Genomic DNA, 16,191 nt, shown 5'->3' with positions numbered 1-16,191 from the left:
TCCTGGTTTAGTCAAAAACACATTATTTCGCTTTTTGGTACTGCTTTTTAGCAGCATCAATAAAGCCTGCGAATAATGGGTGTCCATCACGTGGTGAACTTGTAAATTCCGGATGAAATTGTACAGCAATAAACCAAGGATGTTCAGGAATTTCAACAGTTTCAACAAGACGCTGTACTGGAGAATAACCTGAAATCTTCATGCCTTTTTCTTCAAGCACTGGGATATAACGGTTGTTCATTTCATAACGGTGACGATGACGTTCAACGATCTCTTCAGAACCGTAAACTTGTGCAGTTTTTGTTCCTGCAACCAATTCAGATTTTTGAGCACCAAGACGCATTGTGCCGCCTAAGTCAGAATCTGCATTACGTTGTTGAACTTCGCCGCGCTCATCTAACCATTCAGTGATTAGACCAATCAATGGTGATTTTGTAGAACGGTTAAATTCAGTTGAAGTTGCATCGCTAATACCCGCAACGTTGCGCGCATATTCGATCACAGCCAACTGCATACCTAAACAGATGCCAAGGAATGGCACACCGTTTTCACGTGCAAAACGAATCGCTTTCATTTTGCCTTCTGTACCACGTTCACCGAAGCCACCCGGCACTAAGATTGCATCCGCGTCTTTTAATACGTCGTTTACAACTTGGCTTTCAAGTTCTTCTGCATTGACGTAGTCGATTTGAACTTTCACACGGTTTTGAATACCCGCATGTAAAAGTGCTTCGTTTACAGATTTGTATGCATCTGGAAGTTCAACGTATTTACCAACCATCGCTACACGAACTGTGTATTCAGGGTTCAGTAATGCATCTACAACGTTATCCCAGTCTGTAAGATCAGCTTCTGGAAGATCGTTATAACCAAAACGTTCACAGATTAAATCATCAACGTTTTGCTCATAGAAAGTACGTGGAATTTGGTAAATTGAACGCGCATCTTTACATACCACAACTGCACGTGCTTCAACGTTCGTAAATAACGCGATTTTACGTGTAGTGTCAGCATCAACATCATGCTCTGTACGGCAGATCAGGATGTCTGGTTGAATACCAATCGACAAAAGCTCTTTTACAGAGTGTTGAGTTGGTTTAGTTTTTAATTCAGCAGCTGACTTAATGTATGGGAGTAAAGTTAAGTGCATTAACATTGTGCGCTTATGACCTAGTTCGACCATAAGTTGACGTACAGATTCCATGAATGGGAGAGATTCAATGTCACCTACTGTACCGCCGATCTCAACGATCGCAACGTCATAGCCTTCACCTGCGCGAAGAACACGTTCTTTAATATTATCAGTAATATGTGGAATAACTTGAACTGTACCACCGAGGTAGTCACCACGACGTTCTTTATTCAAGACATCTTGGTACACTCGTCCTGAAGTAAAGTTGTTCAGTTTGGTCATTTTCGCACGACGCAAGAAACGTTCGTAATAACCCAAGTCTAAGTCAGTTTCAGCACCATCCTCTGTGACAAAAACTTCACCGTGTTGGAATGGACTCATAGTCCCTGGATCGACATTAATGTATGGATCCATTTTTACCATGGTTACTTTTAAACCACGGGCTTCTAAAAGCGCAGCCACTGATGCAGCTGAAATACCTTTACCTAGTGATGATACAACACCACCAGTAACGAAAATAAAATGGGTCATTAAGTTTCTCGTACAATGGAGCCTAAATTGGCCTACAATGTTGTGCGATTTTACTTTACTCTGTACCAAGAAAGCAAAGTCATTACGCATCAATTCATAGAACAATTAACAATTGGCTATTGTAACAGCAATTATCATAAAAATTTAGAGTAAGTTCTTATCATTTCTATATTCTTATTTGCTGTTATAATGCATTTATCCAATCCACACTTTTTTGTTTTGTGTAATTATGAATAAGAAACTTTTAATCTGCGGTGCAATCGCAACAGGTCTACTTCTTACAGCATGTGTAAAAAAAGAAGCACCAAAAGAAGAAGAACAGGAACAGGTTGAAGTTGCAGCATCTGAACCAACAGTATCTGTACCTACACAATTAGAACCAGTTGAAGAACAACCAGTTGTTGAAGAACCGACTCAGCAGCAAGTTGAAGTGATTCGTGAAGAGACACCGAATACAACAACTGAAATTCGTCGTGAACCTGCCACACCTGCAGAAGCTCCCGCTCCAAAAGTAGAAGCGCCTAAAGTGGCAGAAAAACCTGCACAAGCTGCTCAACCTAAACAAAACTCAGGTTCTGCACAGTCTGAAGATGACGCCGTGGCTGCTGCCATTGCTGCTGCAACGCCAGCTTTAGAGAACTAAGATCGAAGTTTTATCAAACAAATGATCAAAAAAACCCGGCAATTGTCGGGTTTTTTATTGTTTCTATGTAAATAAAAAGCTGCACAAAACGATGCACAGTTTTTCTCACAACTATTCTTGAAATTTTTCAGCTAAATATTCAATAAATAAACGAACACGTTTCGGTAAATGCTCTTGTTGATAATAGACAGCATGAATAAGCTGTTCATGTGGCTCAATTTGATCGTCTAAAAGTTGTACCAATCGCCCTTCTGCAATATCTTTTTCTAACATAAAAATCGAAAGACAAGCGATGCCCATCCCATGAATCGCAAGCTCACGAATGGTTTCACCATTTGATGCCTTAATATTTGGTCGGATCGTCAAAGGTTTCCCTGCGACTTGGATCGGCCAAGTATTCATATGGGTAATTTGACTAAATCCAAGTAAAGCATGTGCGATTAGCTCTTCAGCATTTTGCGGACGTCCATGCTGCTGAAGGTATTCAGGACTCGCCACCAAACACAGTCGACTCTTGTAAATAAGTTTTGCATGCAAACTGGAGTCGTTTAATTTCCCAAAGCGAATTGCGACATCCGCTTTATGCTCTAATAAGTCAATCACTTGATCATGATTCACCAATTCAATCTGTATATGCGGATAACGCGCATTAAATTCTGGAATCAAGGGAACAATCATATGCAGAATAAACGAAATCGCAGAATCGACTCGCACCAAACCCGAAGTATCTGCATCTAATTTCAGCAAAGAATCTTCCGCTTCGCTTAAATCATTCAATATCCGCCGTGTTTTAGCTAAAAACAATTGCCCCTCTTGCGTGAGCTTAATTTTGCGGGTAGTTCGTTCCAACAAGGTTACATTTAATTTAGATTCCAGACGCTGTAATGCGCGGCTGACACCAGATGCTGTTTGATCTAATCTTTCTGCTGCTTTGATAATAGAGCCACTATCTACAATAACAGTAAAAGCCTGCAGCTCCTCAATGGTCGATTTCATTGCATATTCGAATTCGTGATTTTTAATCAATAATATATTCCAAACTCATGCATTTTTCTTCAATAAAATTAGCAGCACAATAGCATCAACTCAAAAAAAGAGAATTCCTGATGATTGTTCCTCAATTTGGTGTCGGCACCTTCCGTTTGACAGGTGACACTGTCATTCATTCTGTTAAAACTGCCATAGAAGTTGGATATCGTGCTGTAGACACCGCACAAATCTACGGTAATGAAGCAGAAGTAGGCCAAGCAATCGATGAAAGTCAGGTCAATCGAGCTGATATTTTCTTAACCACGAAAATTTGGACTGAAAATTATGCTGCCGACAAACTGATACCCAGCCTAAAGGACAGCTTAATTAAATTAAGGACGGATGCAGTTAACCTCACACTTATTCATTGGCCTGCACCTGCACTTGGAGTCAATATTCCAGAATTAATGGGACATTTACTTGAGGCAAAAAAACAAGGTTTGACTGAACATATTGGTGTATCTAATTTTAATATTGAGCTCACTCAACAAGCCATTGATCACATCGGGCTGGAAAATATTGCAACCAATCAAATTGAACTGAGTCCATATTTACAAAATCAAAACTTGGCCAATTATCTACAAGCGAACAAGATAGATGTCACATCCTATATGACTTTGGCCTATGGCAAAGTTTTGCAAGACCCAACGCTGTTAAACATTGCAGCAGAACACCAAGCTACTTCAGCTCAAATTGCTCTCGCATGGGCACTGCAAAAAGGTTATGCCGTGATTCCATCATCAACCCAACGTGAACATTTAATCAGTAATTTAAAAGCTCAAGAGATTCATTTAACACCAGAACAGATGCAGGCCATTGCCACACTGGACAGAAATGCGCGTGAAGTGAATCCACCTGACCTTGCTCCAGTGTGGGATCTATAACATGAAAATTAATTTTACCCTGCTCGCTCTCGCAATTGGTGCATTTGCTATTGGTACCACTGAATTTTCACCCATGGGCTTCTTACCTGAAATTGCAGAAGATCTATCGGTATCAATACCGCAAGCCGGTTTGTTGATTAGTGCCTATGCTATCGGTGTCATGATTGGCGCACCCGTTATGACTTTATGGCTTGCACGTTTTTCAAAACGTACATCACTCATGTTATTAATGACAATTTTCACCCTTGGCAATCTGTTTGCCACAGTTGCGCCAGATTATTTAGGTTTAATGGCTGCGCGTTTAGTGACGAGTTTGAACCACGGCGCCTTTTTTGGCTTAGGCTCTGTCGTCGCAGCAAGTGTTGTTCCAAAAGATAAACAAGCCAGTGCCGTTGCTATGATGTTTATGGGCTTGACCATTGCCAATATTGGCGGCGTGCCACTCGCAACATGGGTGGGGCAAAATATCGGTTGGCGTATGTCTTTTGCGGCCATCACCTTACTTGGTATCATCACCATGTTGGCATTATGGAAAGCACTACCCCATCAGCAACAGACCGAAAAACCTGATGTACGAGCAGAGTTAAAAGTATTAACACGCATGCCTGTTGTTTTAGCACTGCTCACCACGGTCATGAGTGCTGGAGCTATGTTCGCGCTCTACACCTATATCGCACCAAGTTTAAAAGTCTTTACTCATGCAAGCCCTGAGCTTATCACTTTCATGTTGGTCTTAATCGGGATCGGATTTTCAATCGGTAACCATTTCGGTGGTAAGTTTGCAGATCAGTCTTTAGATAAAACCTTGATTGGCTTTTTAGTCTTACTCATGCTGATGATGCTGTTATTTCCAATTTTAGCAACAACCACCATTGGCGCGGCGATTGCATTAATCATCTGGGGAGCAGCAGCCTTTGCCGTCGTACCACCTTTACAAATGCGTGTTATGACAGTCGCTCACGATGCACCAGGCCTCGCTTCTTCAGTGAATATTGGTGCATTTAATCTTGGAAATGCTTTGGGTGCTGTTGCAGGTGCCGCAGTGCTAAATCTCAACCTAAGCTATGCAGCAGTGTCTTATGCAGGCGCCACCCTAAGTGCTATATCGTTGATTTTAGTATTGATACAGATGAAGCTTAAACCTCAAACAACCGCATGTTGCGCACAAGCTGAGTAACACACACTTAAAAATAGCCTACCCAAAGTAGGCTATTTTTTAGTTCGCATATAACTTTAAAAAATCTGCCATTAATTTGGTTGCCCATGAATGGGTTTCCACTAAACCTTCATAATAACCACAGTGACTGCCTTTTTTGGTGGTTACCACCACAACATTCGGCAAAGAACGGATTAATTCTTTATAGGGTTCAAAGTTTTGAATGTGGCAAACAGGATCGTCTTCGGCATTTAAAATCATCAAAGGAATTTTAAGATTTTCAAATACATAAATTGGGTTGGTAGATTTGGCATAACTTTCATAATCAGCAAAACCCGCCATTTGAAAATATGCACGTTCAAACTGTGCCAGATTTTTACTTTTCAATACATCAATTAAAGAGGGTGTTGCTGACCATGTTGCAGAATAGGGTTCTACAAATTTCTGAAAGAGCTTCTTAGTCATCATTTTACTGTAAAAAGGGTGGACATTTTTAAAGCCAAGCTCGGTGTCATAGCCCGGACATAAAGCAAAAGCCGCTTTAAGTGGTGTTTCCTCACCTTGTTCGCCTAAATAGCGGACCAATAGCCCCGTTCCGGCAGATGAACCGACGCCATACAAACTCGATGCGGGAAATTTCTGCTGAATAAAGGCAATCTGTTCACGTAAGTCATCGGTTGAACCAAATAAGTTTATTTTGGCAACTGGCATAGGCAAATTGGCATGACCACGTCTTAAACACAGTGCAATGCGCCAACCAGTATATAGGTGAAGATCCCGAACCACTTCCCGCATACTTTCAGGCGTTCCCGTAATCGTATGCATGAGCACCACAGTTGGCACATCCGCAGGTAAATCCAAACCCAACCATGCAATGGCTGTTACCCCTCCATCAGCCATGGTCAGCTGCTCTATAGCATCATATTTAAGCTTCACTTGACGCTTTTTAATGACATCAAAATATAGTAAATGTGCGTGGGTATTCGACAGCCAAGGCGTAGGGCGATATTTTTCATGTAGTTGCTTTAACTTCGGCAGCACATGTTTCATTTGCCCTTCAGGATGATAATAAAGCTGTGGTAATTCTGCACCGATTGCATGATCTACAAAATTTAAAAGAGCCTGACGCCCTTTATGCATCACATTATTCATTGATCCTACCTTCACCTCGCTTCGCACCACAGCAAATTATTCCAATCTTTTCACTTTGACTAACAATGCCCATTAAAAAAAACGTATCTACAAAACCATATCTAGCTAGCAATATTTGTTTGCTTAAGCCTCATAAGCAAAAAGCATGACAATATCCATCATGCTTTTTATCATTCTGTGATGAGCATTTAAAAATCAGCAGATTTAAGGCTGATATTGCATAATGCGCTCACCCATTTTCGCAGCCAATGCTTCCAACCCACTTTTCGGACGGAGCATGACTTCAAAATCTATCATCTGTCCTTGTTCATTAAACTGAATCATGTCGATCCCTTTTAACTTTTTCTCTCCAACATTGGCAGAAAACTCAAGTACAACATTGAGGCCATCCTCACTATAAAACTCACGGTGATAGGTAAAATTTTCAAAAATTTGAATCACATTGGTCAAAATAAAAGTTACTACAGGCTTACCTGGATATGGGTTAAACGCGACGGGTGAACGAAACACCACATCCTCTGCCAAGAGTTCATTTAAAATATTCATATCCCGTGTGTTAAGCATTTCGTGCCAACGTGCAACAGATTTTTTTGTTGTTTCAATAGTCATGTTTATGTCCTTTTTTTTGATGAATCATTTCCCTTTCCTCAAACTCCTCTCCCAAATGGAGAGGAAGCACGACAACTGCATATTAAATTGAATGAAGTTGTCGTGGTTTAGTATGAGGCTGATTAAATCACCGCAGCCAAATCTGCACCTTGACGAATGGCACGTTTAGCATCTAACTCACCTGCTTCTTTCGCACCACCAATCAAATGCACATTTTTCCCATCTGCTTGTAGCTGTTCATACATCGCGGTATAGGATTCCTGACCTGCACAAATCACCACATGATCAACATCTAAAATACGGGATTGACCATCAACGGTAATATGCAAACCTTGATCATCAATTTTGTCGTAGCTTGCACCCGCAATCATTTTCACATCGCGGTGTTTCAAACCTGTACGGTGAATCCAACCCGTGGTTTTACCTAAGCCAGCACCAACCGATTTAGCCTTACGTTGCAATAAATACACTTCACGCGGCGATTCTTCGACGTCTGGATGTTTCAAGCCACCGACTTGCGCATAAGTGGTATCAATACCCCATTCATCATAAAATTTCTCAGGATTGAGGCTACCGCTTTCACCTTCATGCGTTAAATATTCAGCCGTATCGAAACCAATACCGCCCGCACCAATGATTGCTACACGTTTGCCAACAGGTTGACGTTCACGTAATACCTGTAAATAGCTCAATACTTTTGGATGATCAATACCATCTATATCTAACTGACGCGGTGTTACACCCGTCGCCACCACGATGTCATCAAAATCAGACTGAGCTAATTCTTCATACGTTGCTGTATGGTTCAATACCAATTTAATCTGAGGCAATAGTTCTATTTTACGTTTGAAATAACGCAGCGTTTCATAAAACTCTTCTTTACCAGGAATCGTTTTCGCAATATTAAACTGTCCACCAATTTGGCTCGATGCTTCAAAAATAGTTATGTTATGACCACGCTCTGCAGCATAAGTTGCAAAGCTTAAACCTGCAGGTCCCGCACCAATCACAGCAATATTTTTCACCTGTGCAGATTCTTTAAAAATCAGTTCAGTTTCATAGCAAGCTTGAGGGTTAACCAAACATGTTGCAATTTTCATTGAGAAAATATGATCTAGGCAGGCTTGGTTACAACCGATACAGGTATTAATTTCATCACTACGACCTTGTTCTGCTTTTTCCACAAAACGTGGGTCAGCCAGCATTGGACGTGCCATGGACACCATATCTGCATCACCCGAAGCAAGTACGTGCTCAGCCATTTCAGGAGTATTGATACGGTTTGAGGTGATTAAAGGAACATTCACAAGACCTTTTAATTTCTTGGTCACCCATGTAAATGCAGCACGTGGCACTTTGGTTGCAATGGTCGGAATACGCGCTTCATGCCAACCAATACCGGTATTGATAATAGTTGCACCGGCTTTTTCAATGGCTTTTGCAAGTTGCACAACTTCTTCGAAAGTCGAACCACCTTCAACCAGATCCAGCATAGAAAGACGGTAAATAATAATAAAATTTTCACCGACTAATTCACGCGTACGACGCACGATCTCAATTGGAAAACGAATCCGGTTTTCATAACTGCCACCCCATTCATCATCACGGTGGTTGGTACGTGCAGCAATAAACTCATTAATTAAATAACCTTCTGACCCCATGACTTCTACACCGTCATAACCCGCTGTCTGTGCTAACTGAGCACATCGAGCAAAATCATTGATCGTGCGTTCGACGTCTGCTGTGCTTAAAGCTTGCGGTTTTACTGGGTTAATTGGTGCTTGAATAGATGAAGGTGCAACATTATTGGCTTGATACGAGTAGCGACCTGTATGCAAAATCTGCATCGCAATTTTACCGCCAGCATCATGTACCGCCTGCGTAATCACTTTATGTTTTTCTGCTTCTTCTAAAGAGTCTAATTTTGAACCACCAGCAAATGTCACACCATCATCATTGGGAGAAATACCACCGGTTACAATCAGACCTACACCGCCTTTAGCACGTTCTGCATAAAAAGCAGCCATGCGTTCATAGCCACCCGGTGCTTCTTCAAGGCCGATATGCATAGAACCCATCAATACACGGTTCTTTAACGTTGTAAAACCTAAATCTAGTGGTGCCAATAAATTTGGATAATTTGACATTTTTTCTCCTTAGCGTGCTGAAAAGCTGGCTATTTTTATCTTCGCTTGTATACGAGCTTTCTATTTCCATCTACGCATACAAGATTTTTGCAACTTGTTGCACTAATTTATATGCGAGATTTGATTTTTATGCAACATGTTGCATAATAAAAAGTACAAAACTATTTTGACTGAGCCATATATGTCTTTAGCCCATGTTTTACTCACGAGCTTACTTGAAAAACCGAGTACAGGAATTGACCTTGCACGCCGTTTTGACCGCTCTATGGGCTTTTTTTGGAATGCAACACATCAGCAAATCTACCGTGAACTCAGTGGCATGCAGCAAAAAGGCTGGATCAGCACCATTGAAGATGAGCACAGTACAACTCGTAAAAAAACCTACCAAGTTGAACAGCTTGGACGTGTTGAATTAGCCAATTGGATGGTTGAGCAAAGCCCTCCGGCTCAGTTACGTGAAGAGTTAATGGTCCGTTTACGTGCAGAAGCTCAGCTGGGTACAAATGGCGTATTACCCGAATTAGAACGTCATCTAGAAATTCACAAAGAAAAACTAAAAGTGTACCAGTCTATTTTTGCAAAAGACTTTGCACATGCGCATGATGAAGACCGTACTTTGTACATTCATAAAATGATTTTACAGCTTGGGATTGATTTGGAAATCGGTTGGATCAAATGGCTCGAAACCATCATTCCACAGTTGCATAAATTTAATCGCTAAAACAAAAAATAAATAGGAAGCCGCATGCCACACTATACAATGCCCGATCAGCAACAACTGTATGTTCGTGAATATGGTCAAGGAGAACCCATTCTGGTTTTATCTGGACTCGGCATGCAAAGTTGGCAATGGCACCCTTTTCTATATCAACACCGAAAACACTTTAAATTTATCATTCCAGACTGGCGTGGATTTGGCGGCTCTAAACATTGTCAAATTCCAAATATGGATACCATTTCAAGCCATTGGCGAGATATTGACAGCTTAGTTTCCCAACTTGGTTACGATAAAATCACGGTCATTGCCTACTCCATGGGGGCAACGACCACCATGCACGGTTTAAAATACGGTCAGTTTGCTGAAAAAATTAAACGTTATTTGCACATCGATCAAACGCCTAAAATTAGAGTAGATGAAGATTGGCAATATGGTTTATATGGCAAACGCTACACTGAGTTTTTGAGTATTTTAGAAGACATATCGAAGGTACTTGCAACTAACCTTTCCGTGCCATTTGCACACCAGATGAATAAACATGACCGTCAAGGTCTGGTCGACGCTTGGTTAAGATTCATAGACTTACAAAATAGCAATCCTTATGCTTTATCCGCTTTCCGTTTTGCATACCAACAACCAACTTTACAGAAGCTGATGTTACCATCACAAAGTGTGGCCTATTTATATTGGTATATTCAAAATTATTTGAACCATACTGAAGATTATCGTGAAGCCATTGCAGCACTCACCGCACCGACGACTTTTTTCACAGGGGCAAAATCGATCCTCTATCCTGCTCAAGGTCAAAAAATTATTGCTGATAGCCTAGCCAATGCAGAGCAAATCATTTTTAAAAAATCGGGACACACGCCATTGCTCAGTGAACCGGTCAAATTTAGCCGTGAAATCACCAAGTTCTTAAAACAAGCGATCTAATAAGACTGAATAAAAAAATAGGCTCAAAACTTTCAAGATTGAGCCTATGTTTTATGCAGAAAGGTGTTACTTAAACGTTTGCTTCTAAATTGAATTTCGAAATTAACATCAATATTAATTTTAAAACAAATGTTAGAAAACTCGACGATCGTATTCAATTGCTTCCAAATCATACACTTGGTAAACGCAGTCAAATAAAGGACGTGCCAATTCCCCTTCATCATCATTCCGCACAATCAAATAAATTTGGCTAATGGCCGCACTATCCGATAATTTCACATAATTCACATGCCTAAACTGCATAATTTGTACAGATTCAGGAACAATACAAATGCCTTCACCTGCGGCAACCATGCCTAGTGATTGCTGCAAATCAGCTTGAGTGTTAAAGCGTTTCGGCTCCATACCGTATTCTAAAAACAAAGACTTGATCAGCGTTGCATAACTTTGACCATCCGTTGCTGGATAGATAAAAATCTGCTCATCTTTGAGATTATTTAATGCAATCTGTTGTTGTGAAGATAAAGGATGGCTTGAATGCACCGCAACAATCAGAGGCTCTTCACGCAATAGCACACGTTTAACCGCCTGATCCGACACACGAACTCGGCTAAAACATGCATCAACCCGACCTTCTTTTAATGCCTGAATCTGATCGACTGCACTCAGTTCAATTAAATTTACATTTAAGTGTGGATATTGCTGACGGAACAAATAAACAATTCGAGGTAATAAACCACAGAGTAGCGAACCGCCATAACCGATATTAATCGTGCGTTCAGTAGCACTGGCCCGCTGCGTAATGAGCTTAATTTCTTCTGCATTGGAAAGTAATTTCACGGCTTGCTGATAAAAGAAACGGCCAATGGTGGTAGTTCTTAAAGGACGGCTGCCACGCTCAAAAAGCTGTGCACCCAACTCTTCTTCTAAATTTTGAATTTGACGACTTAAAGGAGGTTGAGCAATAAATAGCTTTTCAGCAGCCTTCGTAAAACTCTGTTCTTCTACAACGGCGACAAAGTAACGTAAATGTCTTAGTTCCATGACATTGTCCTTTAATGTCGAATTTCTTTCATAATGGTCTTTTATTTGAATATATCAGGACGACACTCAAATCACATCCTTCAAATTCGGTTATTTAAAAGATGTATACACCACATTTATTGTTTGGTCATGCTAATGTGAAACGATTATAAGGTTAACCCGACTTTAGTCTTGGCAATTTTGCTCAACCTTTTCACATGAAAAACTACAAAACGTGATTGACTTCATGAAACAATTCAAGTTAATTAGCTAAATCGTTGCAAATATGGAATAAGAACAGTGCTGAGTGATCTAGATGATTTTTATTGTTTTGCCCAAGTGGTCGAACATGGTGGTTTTAGTGCAGCCGAACGTGCAACAGATATTCCAAAATCAAAACTGAGTCGTCGGGTCTATAACTTAGAAGAACGTTTAGGTGTCCGCCTGATTCAACGTAGTTCACGACATTTTGCTGTTACAGATATTGGTATGAATATCTACCGCCATGCACAAGTTATGATGAATGCCGCTCAAGCCGCACATGATTTGGTTGATCATCTCAGTACGCAGCCGCGCGGCTTAATTAAAGTCAGCTTACCTGTTTCCATCGCGCAAAATGAAATGACCAAAATATTGCCTGAATTTTTAAAGCAATATCCAGAAATCAAAGTGCAAATGATGGTGACCAATCGACGCGTAGATATCATTAATGAAGGCTTCGATCTTGCGCTACGTGTACGTTCAAATCTAGACGACGACCCTAATTTAGTCATTCGTAAATTTGAAACGATTGAGCAGCACTTATTTGCCAGTCAGGCGTATCTAAATAAATTTGGTGAACTCAAACAGCCCGAAGACTTATCACAGCATCAAATATTAAGTATGGCGGATGAGCATCTCGATCAACATATTATTGTGAACGATGCACAGCATCATCAGAAAAAAATCAAAGTTAACCCAACGGTAATGGGCTCTGACCTATCGATGTTAGCTGCACTGGCCTGCCAAGATTGTGGCGTGGTGTTATTACCCGACAGTATTGTGTCCGATCACGTGAAATCAGGTGCTTTAGTTCGTGTACTACCTGAATGGAAAGCTGCACATGGTATTTTCCATGCAGTTTATCCATCTCGTCGTGGCTTACTACCTGCTGTGCGTGTATTCATTGATTACTTAGTTGAAAAACTCAGCCAACATGAACACGCTAAATTTTAAGCAAAAAAAAAAGCTTACCCATGTGATGGGTAAGCGAAAACTTAAAAACTAAGTAAAATCAGAAACTACAGCAGAATCTGTAGGGCTATTGTATAAATAAAATACATCTTTATTAAATCGTTAATAGCTCTAACTGATTTTTTGAGCTATAAGCAAAGCCTTACAAATTAAGACTTAGAGAAATGTAGTTAGTCTTAAAAACGATAACGCCCATAACCACCACGAACTCCTAGACTAAAGTCAAAAAATATACAACTGTATAATTTTACTTAACTTCAATCATTTAGACACAGCAGATATGGCATTAACAACACTACAGAGCTTAGATCGCGGGATATTCGCCTGTACCCTCTGGCCATGGAGATAACAACTCAAAACCAGTATCGGTTACAACAACCATATGTTCCCACTGTGCCGATAAAGAACGGTCTGCAGTAATTACTGTCCAGCCGTCTTTTAACTCTTTAGTACGCGCTTTACCGCTATTAATCATCGGTTCAATGGTAAAGACCATGCCTTTTTTCAGAATGACACCTTGACCCGGTTGACCATAGTGTAAAACGCTTGGTTGCTCATGATAAACTTTACCAATCCCGTGACCACAGTATTCACGTACAATACTGTAGCCTTCACGATGAGCAACTTGTTGAATGGCATAGCCTACATCCCCCAAAGTTGCTCCCGGTTTAACTGCATGAATCCCTGCAACCATGGCTTCGTAGGTAGTTTCGACTAACTTTTTAGCCGCAGGCGAAACCTCACCCACATAGTACATACGACTGGTATCACCAAAATAACCATCTTTAATGATGGCAACATCAATATTGATAATGTCACCATCTTTCAATACGGTTTCTTTCGAAGGAATACCATGACAAACCACTTCATTCGGTGAAATACAGGTAGTTTTGGTATAGCCATAGTAGCCAACGTTGGCAGGAATCACTTTAAGTGTGTTGACGATAAAATCATTACAGATATCGTCTAGATATTCAGTGGTCACGCCCGGCTTGACATACTCCCCGATCATCTCTAAAACCTGAGCAGCTAAACGACCTGAAATGCGTAATTTTTCAATATCTTGCTCGGTTTTAATCGTGATTTTGGAAGCTTTCATCTGAATATCCTCAAATTTGAATACACCGAATTATAGACCTTTTAGATTTTTTTTGTTTTATTCAGCCAATATTTCTGCATTTATTCGGCTTATAGCATCCTATTTAGTGCTGAAAATTAGAACAATTGATTTATATCTGATAAATCTTAATAGCTAAACTTATTCCTATAAAAATTTTATATACAATAAATTTCTTTTATTTATCATAAATATAAATAAAACATTATTTTATCTGTCAATATATTCATGATTCGTATTATAAAAACTATCTATACGATTTATAAATTTTGCTCCAAAAACGAGCTTAATTGCACTAAAATTGCCTTTTTCACAGTTCATCTCCCCTTTATGACAAGTCTTCGTACACGGGATATTGTTGCCTTAGGTTTTATGACCTTCGCACTGTTTATTGGTGCAGGCAACATTATTTTCCCACCAATTGTCGCACAGCAAGCGGGTGAACATGTTTGGTTAGCTGCATTTGGTTTTTTGATCACTGCAGTTGGCCTACCTGTCATCACGATTATTGCTTTGTCGCGTGTTGAAGGTTCTATTCAAGTTTTAAGTTCGCCTTTGGGTAAAGCAGCCAGCATTATCCTTACTGTCGCGTGTTACTTAGCTGTTGGACCTTTATTTGCAACACCTCGTACAGCTACCGTTTCTTATGAAATTGGTTTCTCTTCTTATTTTGGTAACAGCGCAAACAGTCTGCTGATTTATAGCGTGATTTATTTTGCATTGGTGACGATTGTTTCACTTTACCCAAATAAAATTTTAGATACCGTAGGTTATTTCCTTTCACCACTCAAGATTTTAGGCCTCGTTATACTGGGTATCTCTGCGTTCTTTATCCCTGCCGGTGTGATTCCACCTGCAATTGATAACTACGTAACTGCACCAGTTTCTGAAGGTGTAGTAAATGGTTATTTAACCATGGATACCTTAGGCGCTTTAGTTTTTGGTATTGTGATCGTCAAAGCCATTACTTCACGCGGCGTAACGGATAGTAAGCTCGTCACCAAGTATGCTGTTATTGCCAGTATTATTTCAGGTATTGGTCTTACCCTGGTTTATATCAGTTTATTCAAACTCGGTATGGGCAGCCATGATATTGCTCCAAACGCAACAAATGGTGCAGTGATCCTGCATGCATATGTACAACATGCTTTTGGTGATATGGGCGCTTATTTCCTATCTGCAATGATCTTTGTTGCATGTATGGTGACCGCGATTGGCTTAACCTGCGCATGTGCTGAATATTTCTCAGAATTGACTAAAATTCCATACAAAGTTTTTGTGTTCATTTTAGTTGGTTTCTCACTACTGATTTCAAACTTAGGTTTAACCAAACTCATTGCTGTTTCAGTACCTGTTTTAAGTGCGATTTATCCACCTGCGATTGCCGTTATCCTACTGAGCTTCTGCTCTAAATGGTTTGTTTCACCATCAAGAGTTATTGCGCCTGTTACCGCATGTTCGTTTATTTTCGGTATTTTTGATGGTTTAAAAGTGGCTGGTTTCGAAGATGCACTTCCAAGCTTTATTGCCAATCTACCGCTTGCTCAACAAAATTTAGCATGGCTGATCCCTTCTGTGATTGTGCTGATTATTGCTGCTGTAATTGACAAAGTTAAAAAATAACCTTTTTTGACCTGTCTAAAATCGGAGTTTTACCCGAATGACGATTTTACCTGTGACCAATAATTGTCGAGTTTTACCCAAACTGACATTTATTTGTCCTACTACAGCGCAATAATCCTAAGTCATTGAACTTTTAAATAAAGTTTTATTTTCATGATGAGAAAAAAAGCCAGCCCTTTGGCTACAAAATATAATAATAGTTAAAATACAAATACTTTCTGCAAAATACACCGTACACAAACTCCATGATTAAGCCCG

Annotated in this window: 14 protein-coding genes; 7 read left to right on the top strand and 7 right to left on the bottom strand. The window is 40.1% G+C overall.

From position 1 onward, the window contains the following. Positions 1 to 22 precede the first annotated feature (22 nt). Positions 23 to 1,663 carry a CTP synthase gene (gene pyrG / locus M5F03_RS13325; protein ID WP_180077028.1) on the bottom strand — a complete coding sequence of 547 codons (1,641 nt, stop codon included), beginning with the start codon at positions 1,661 to 1,663 and terminating at the stop codon, positions 23 to 25. Between the two features lie 229 nt (positions 1,664 to 1,892). On the opposite strand from pyrG, the gene M5F03_RS13320 reads away from it, so the two are divergent. Further along, positions 1,893 to 2,306, top strand: a complete 414-nt coding sequence (locus tag M5F03_RS13320; RefSeq protein WP_249708573.1) for an internalin — start codon at positions 1,893 to 1,895, stop codon at positions 2,304 to 2,306. Between the two features lie 111 nt (positions 2,307 to 2,417). On the opposite strand, the gene M5F03_RS13315 is transcribed toward M5F03_RS13320, so the two are convergent. Next, positions 2,418 to 3,302 carry a LysR family transcriptional regulator gene (locus tag M5F03_RS13315; RefSeq protein WP_249708597.1) on the bottom strand — a complete coding sequence of 295 codons (885 nt, stop codon included), beginning with the start codon at positions 3,300 to 3,302 and terminating at the stop codon, positions 2,418 to 2,420. Positions 3,303 to 3,412: 110 nt separating this feature from the next. Between M5F03_RS13315 and dkgB the strand changes: the two genes are divergently transcribed. Then, on the top strand, positions 3,413 to 4,219 hold the full coding sequence (dkgB, locus tag M5F03_RS13310; protein ID WP_249708572.1) for a 2,5-didehydrogluconate reductase DkgB: 807 nt from the start codon (positions 3,413 to 3,415) through the stop codon (positions 4,217 to 4,219). 1 nt (position 4,220) lies between these two features. Next, entirely contained in the window at positions 4,221 to 5,396 is a 1,176-nt protein-coding gene (locus tag M5F03_RS13305; protein ID WP_249708571.1) for an MFS transporter, read from the top strand. Between the two features lie 39 nt (positions 5,397 to 5,435). Here the strand turns inward: M5F03_RS13305 and M5F03_RS13300 are convergent, their stop codons facing one another. The 3 genes from M5F03_RS13300 to M5F03_RS13290 all read right to left on the bottom strand — a co-directional run bounded on the left by M5F03_RS13300 (position 5,436) and on the right by M5F03_RS13290 (position 9,283). Then, positions 5,436 to 6,527, bottom strand: coding sequence for a YheT family hydrolase (locus M5F03_RS13300; RefSeq protein WP_249708570.1), 1,092 nt, complete (start codon positions 6,525 to 6,527; stop codon positions 5,436 to 5,438). A 204-nt stretch (positions 6,528 to 6,731) separates the two neighbouring features. After that, positions 6,732 to 7,136, bottom strand: coding sequence for a nuclear transport factor 2 family protein (locus tag M5F03_RS13295; RefSeq protein WP_078193923.1), 405 nt, complete (start codon positions 7,134 to 7,136; stop codon positions 6,732 to 6,734). Positions 7,137 to 7,258: 122 nt separating this feature from the next. Further along, a complete protein-coding gene (locus M5F03_RS13290) occupies positions 7,259 to 9,283 on the bottom strand; it encodes an NADPH-dependent 2,4-dienoyl-CoA reductase (protein WP_180023536.1) in 2,025 nt (674 codons plus the stop codon). 181 nt (positions 9,284 to 9,464) lie between these two features. Between M5F03_RS13290 and M5F03_RS13285 the strand changes: the two genes are divergently transcribed. Continuing rightward, positions 9,465 to 10,004: a PadR family transcriptional regulator gene (locus tag M5F03_RS13285; protein ID WP_180022122.1), complete on the top strand. Its 540-nt coding sequence runs from the start codon at positions 9,465 to 9,467 to the stop codon at positions 10,002 to 10,004. A 24-nt stretch (positions 10,005 to 10,028) separates the two neighbouring features. Further along, positions 10,029 to 10,937, top strand: coding sequence for an alpha/beta fold hydrolase (locus M5F03_RS13280; protein ID WP_249708569.1), 909 nt, complete (start codon positions 10,029 to 10,031; stop codon positions 10,935 to 10,937). Positions 10,938 to 11,069: 132 nt separating this feature from the next. On the opposite strand, the gene M5F03_RS13275 is transcribed toward M5F03_RS13280, so the two are convergent. Then, on the bottom strand, positions 11,070 to 11,981 hold the full coding sequence (locus M5F03_RS13275) for a LysR family transcriptional regulator (RefSeq protein ID WP_078188530.1): 912 nt from the start codon (positions 11,979 to 11,981) through the stop codon (positions 11,070 to 11,072). A 279-nt stretch (positions 11,982 to 12,260) separates the two neighbouring features. Here M5F03_RS13275 and M5F03_RS13270 point away from each other — a divergent pair, with 279 nt between their 5' ends. Then, entirely contained in the window at positions 12,261 to 13,175 is a 915-nt protein-coding gene (locus tag M5F03_RS13270; RefSeq protein WP_249708568.1) for a LysR substrate-binding domain-containing protein, read from the top strand. A 322-nt stretch (positions 13,176 to 13,497) separates the two neighbouring features. Here the strand turns inward: M5F03_RS13270 and map are convergent, their stop codons facing one another. Then, positions 13,498 to 14,292, bottom strand: a complete 795-nt coding sequence (gene map / locus M5F03_RS13265; RefSeq protein WP_078193926.1) for a type I methionyl aminopeptidase — start codon at positions 14,290 to 14,292, stop codon at positions 13,498 to 13,500. Between the two features lie 348 nt (positions 14,293 to 14,640). Between map and brnQ the strand changes: the two genes are divergently transcribed. After that, complete coding sequence (gene brnQ / locus M5F03_RS13260; protein ID WP_249708567.1) at positions 14,641 to 15,933, top strand: branched-chain amino acid transport system II carrier protein; 1,293 nt, start codon at positions 14,641 to 14,643, stop codon at positions 15,931 to 15,933. Positions 15,934 to 16,191: the final 258 nt, after the last annotated feature.

This window comes from Acinetobacter amyesii, from assembly GCF_023499985.1.
GTDB classification, from domain to species: Bacteria; Pseudomonadota; Gammaproteobacteria; order Pseudomonadales; family Moraxellaceae; genus Acinetobacter; species Acinetobacter amyesii.
The sequence above is the reverse complement of the archived record's forward strand: the minus strand, read 5'-3'. Positions and strand labels throughout refer to the sequence as shown.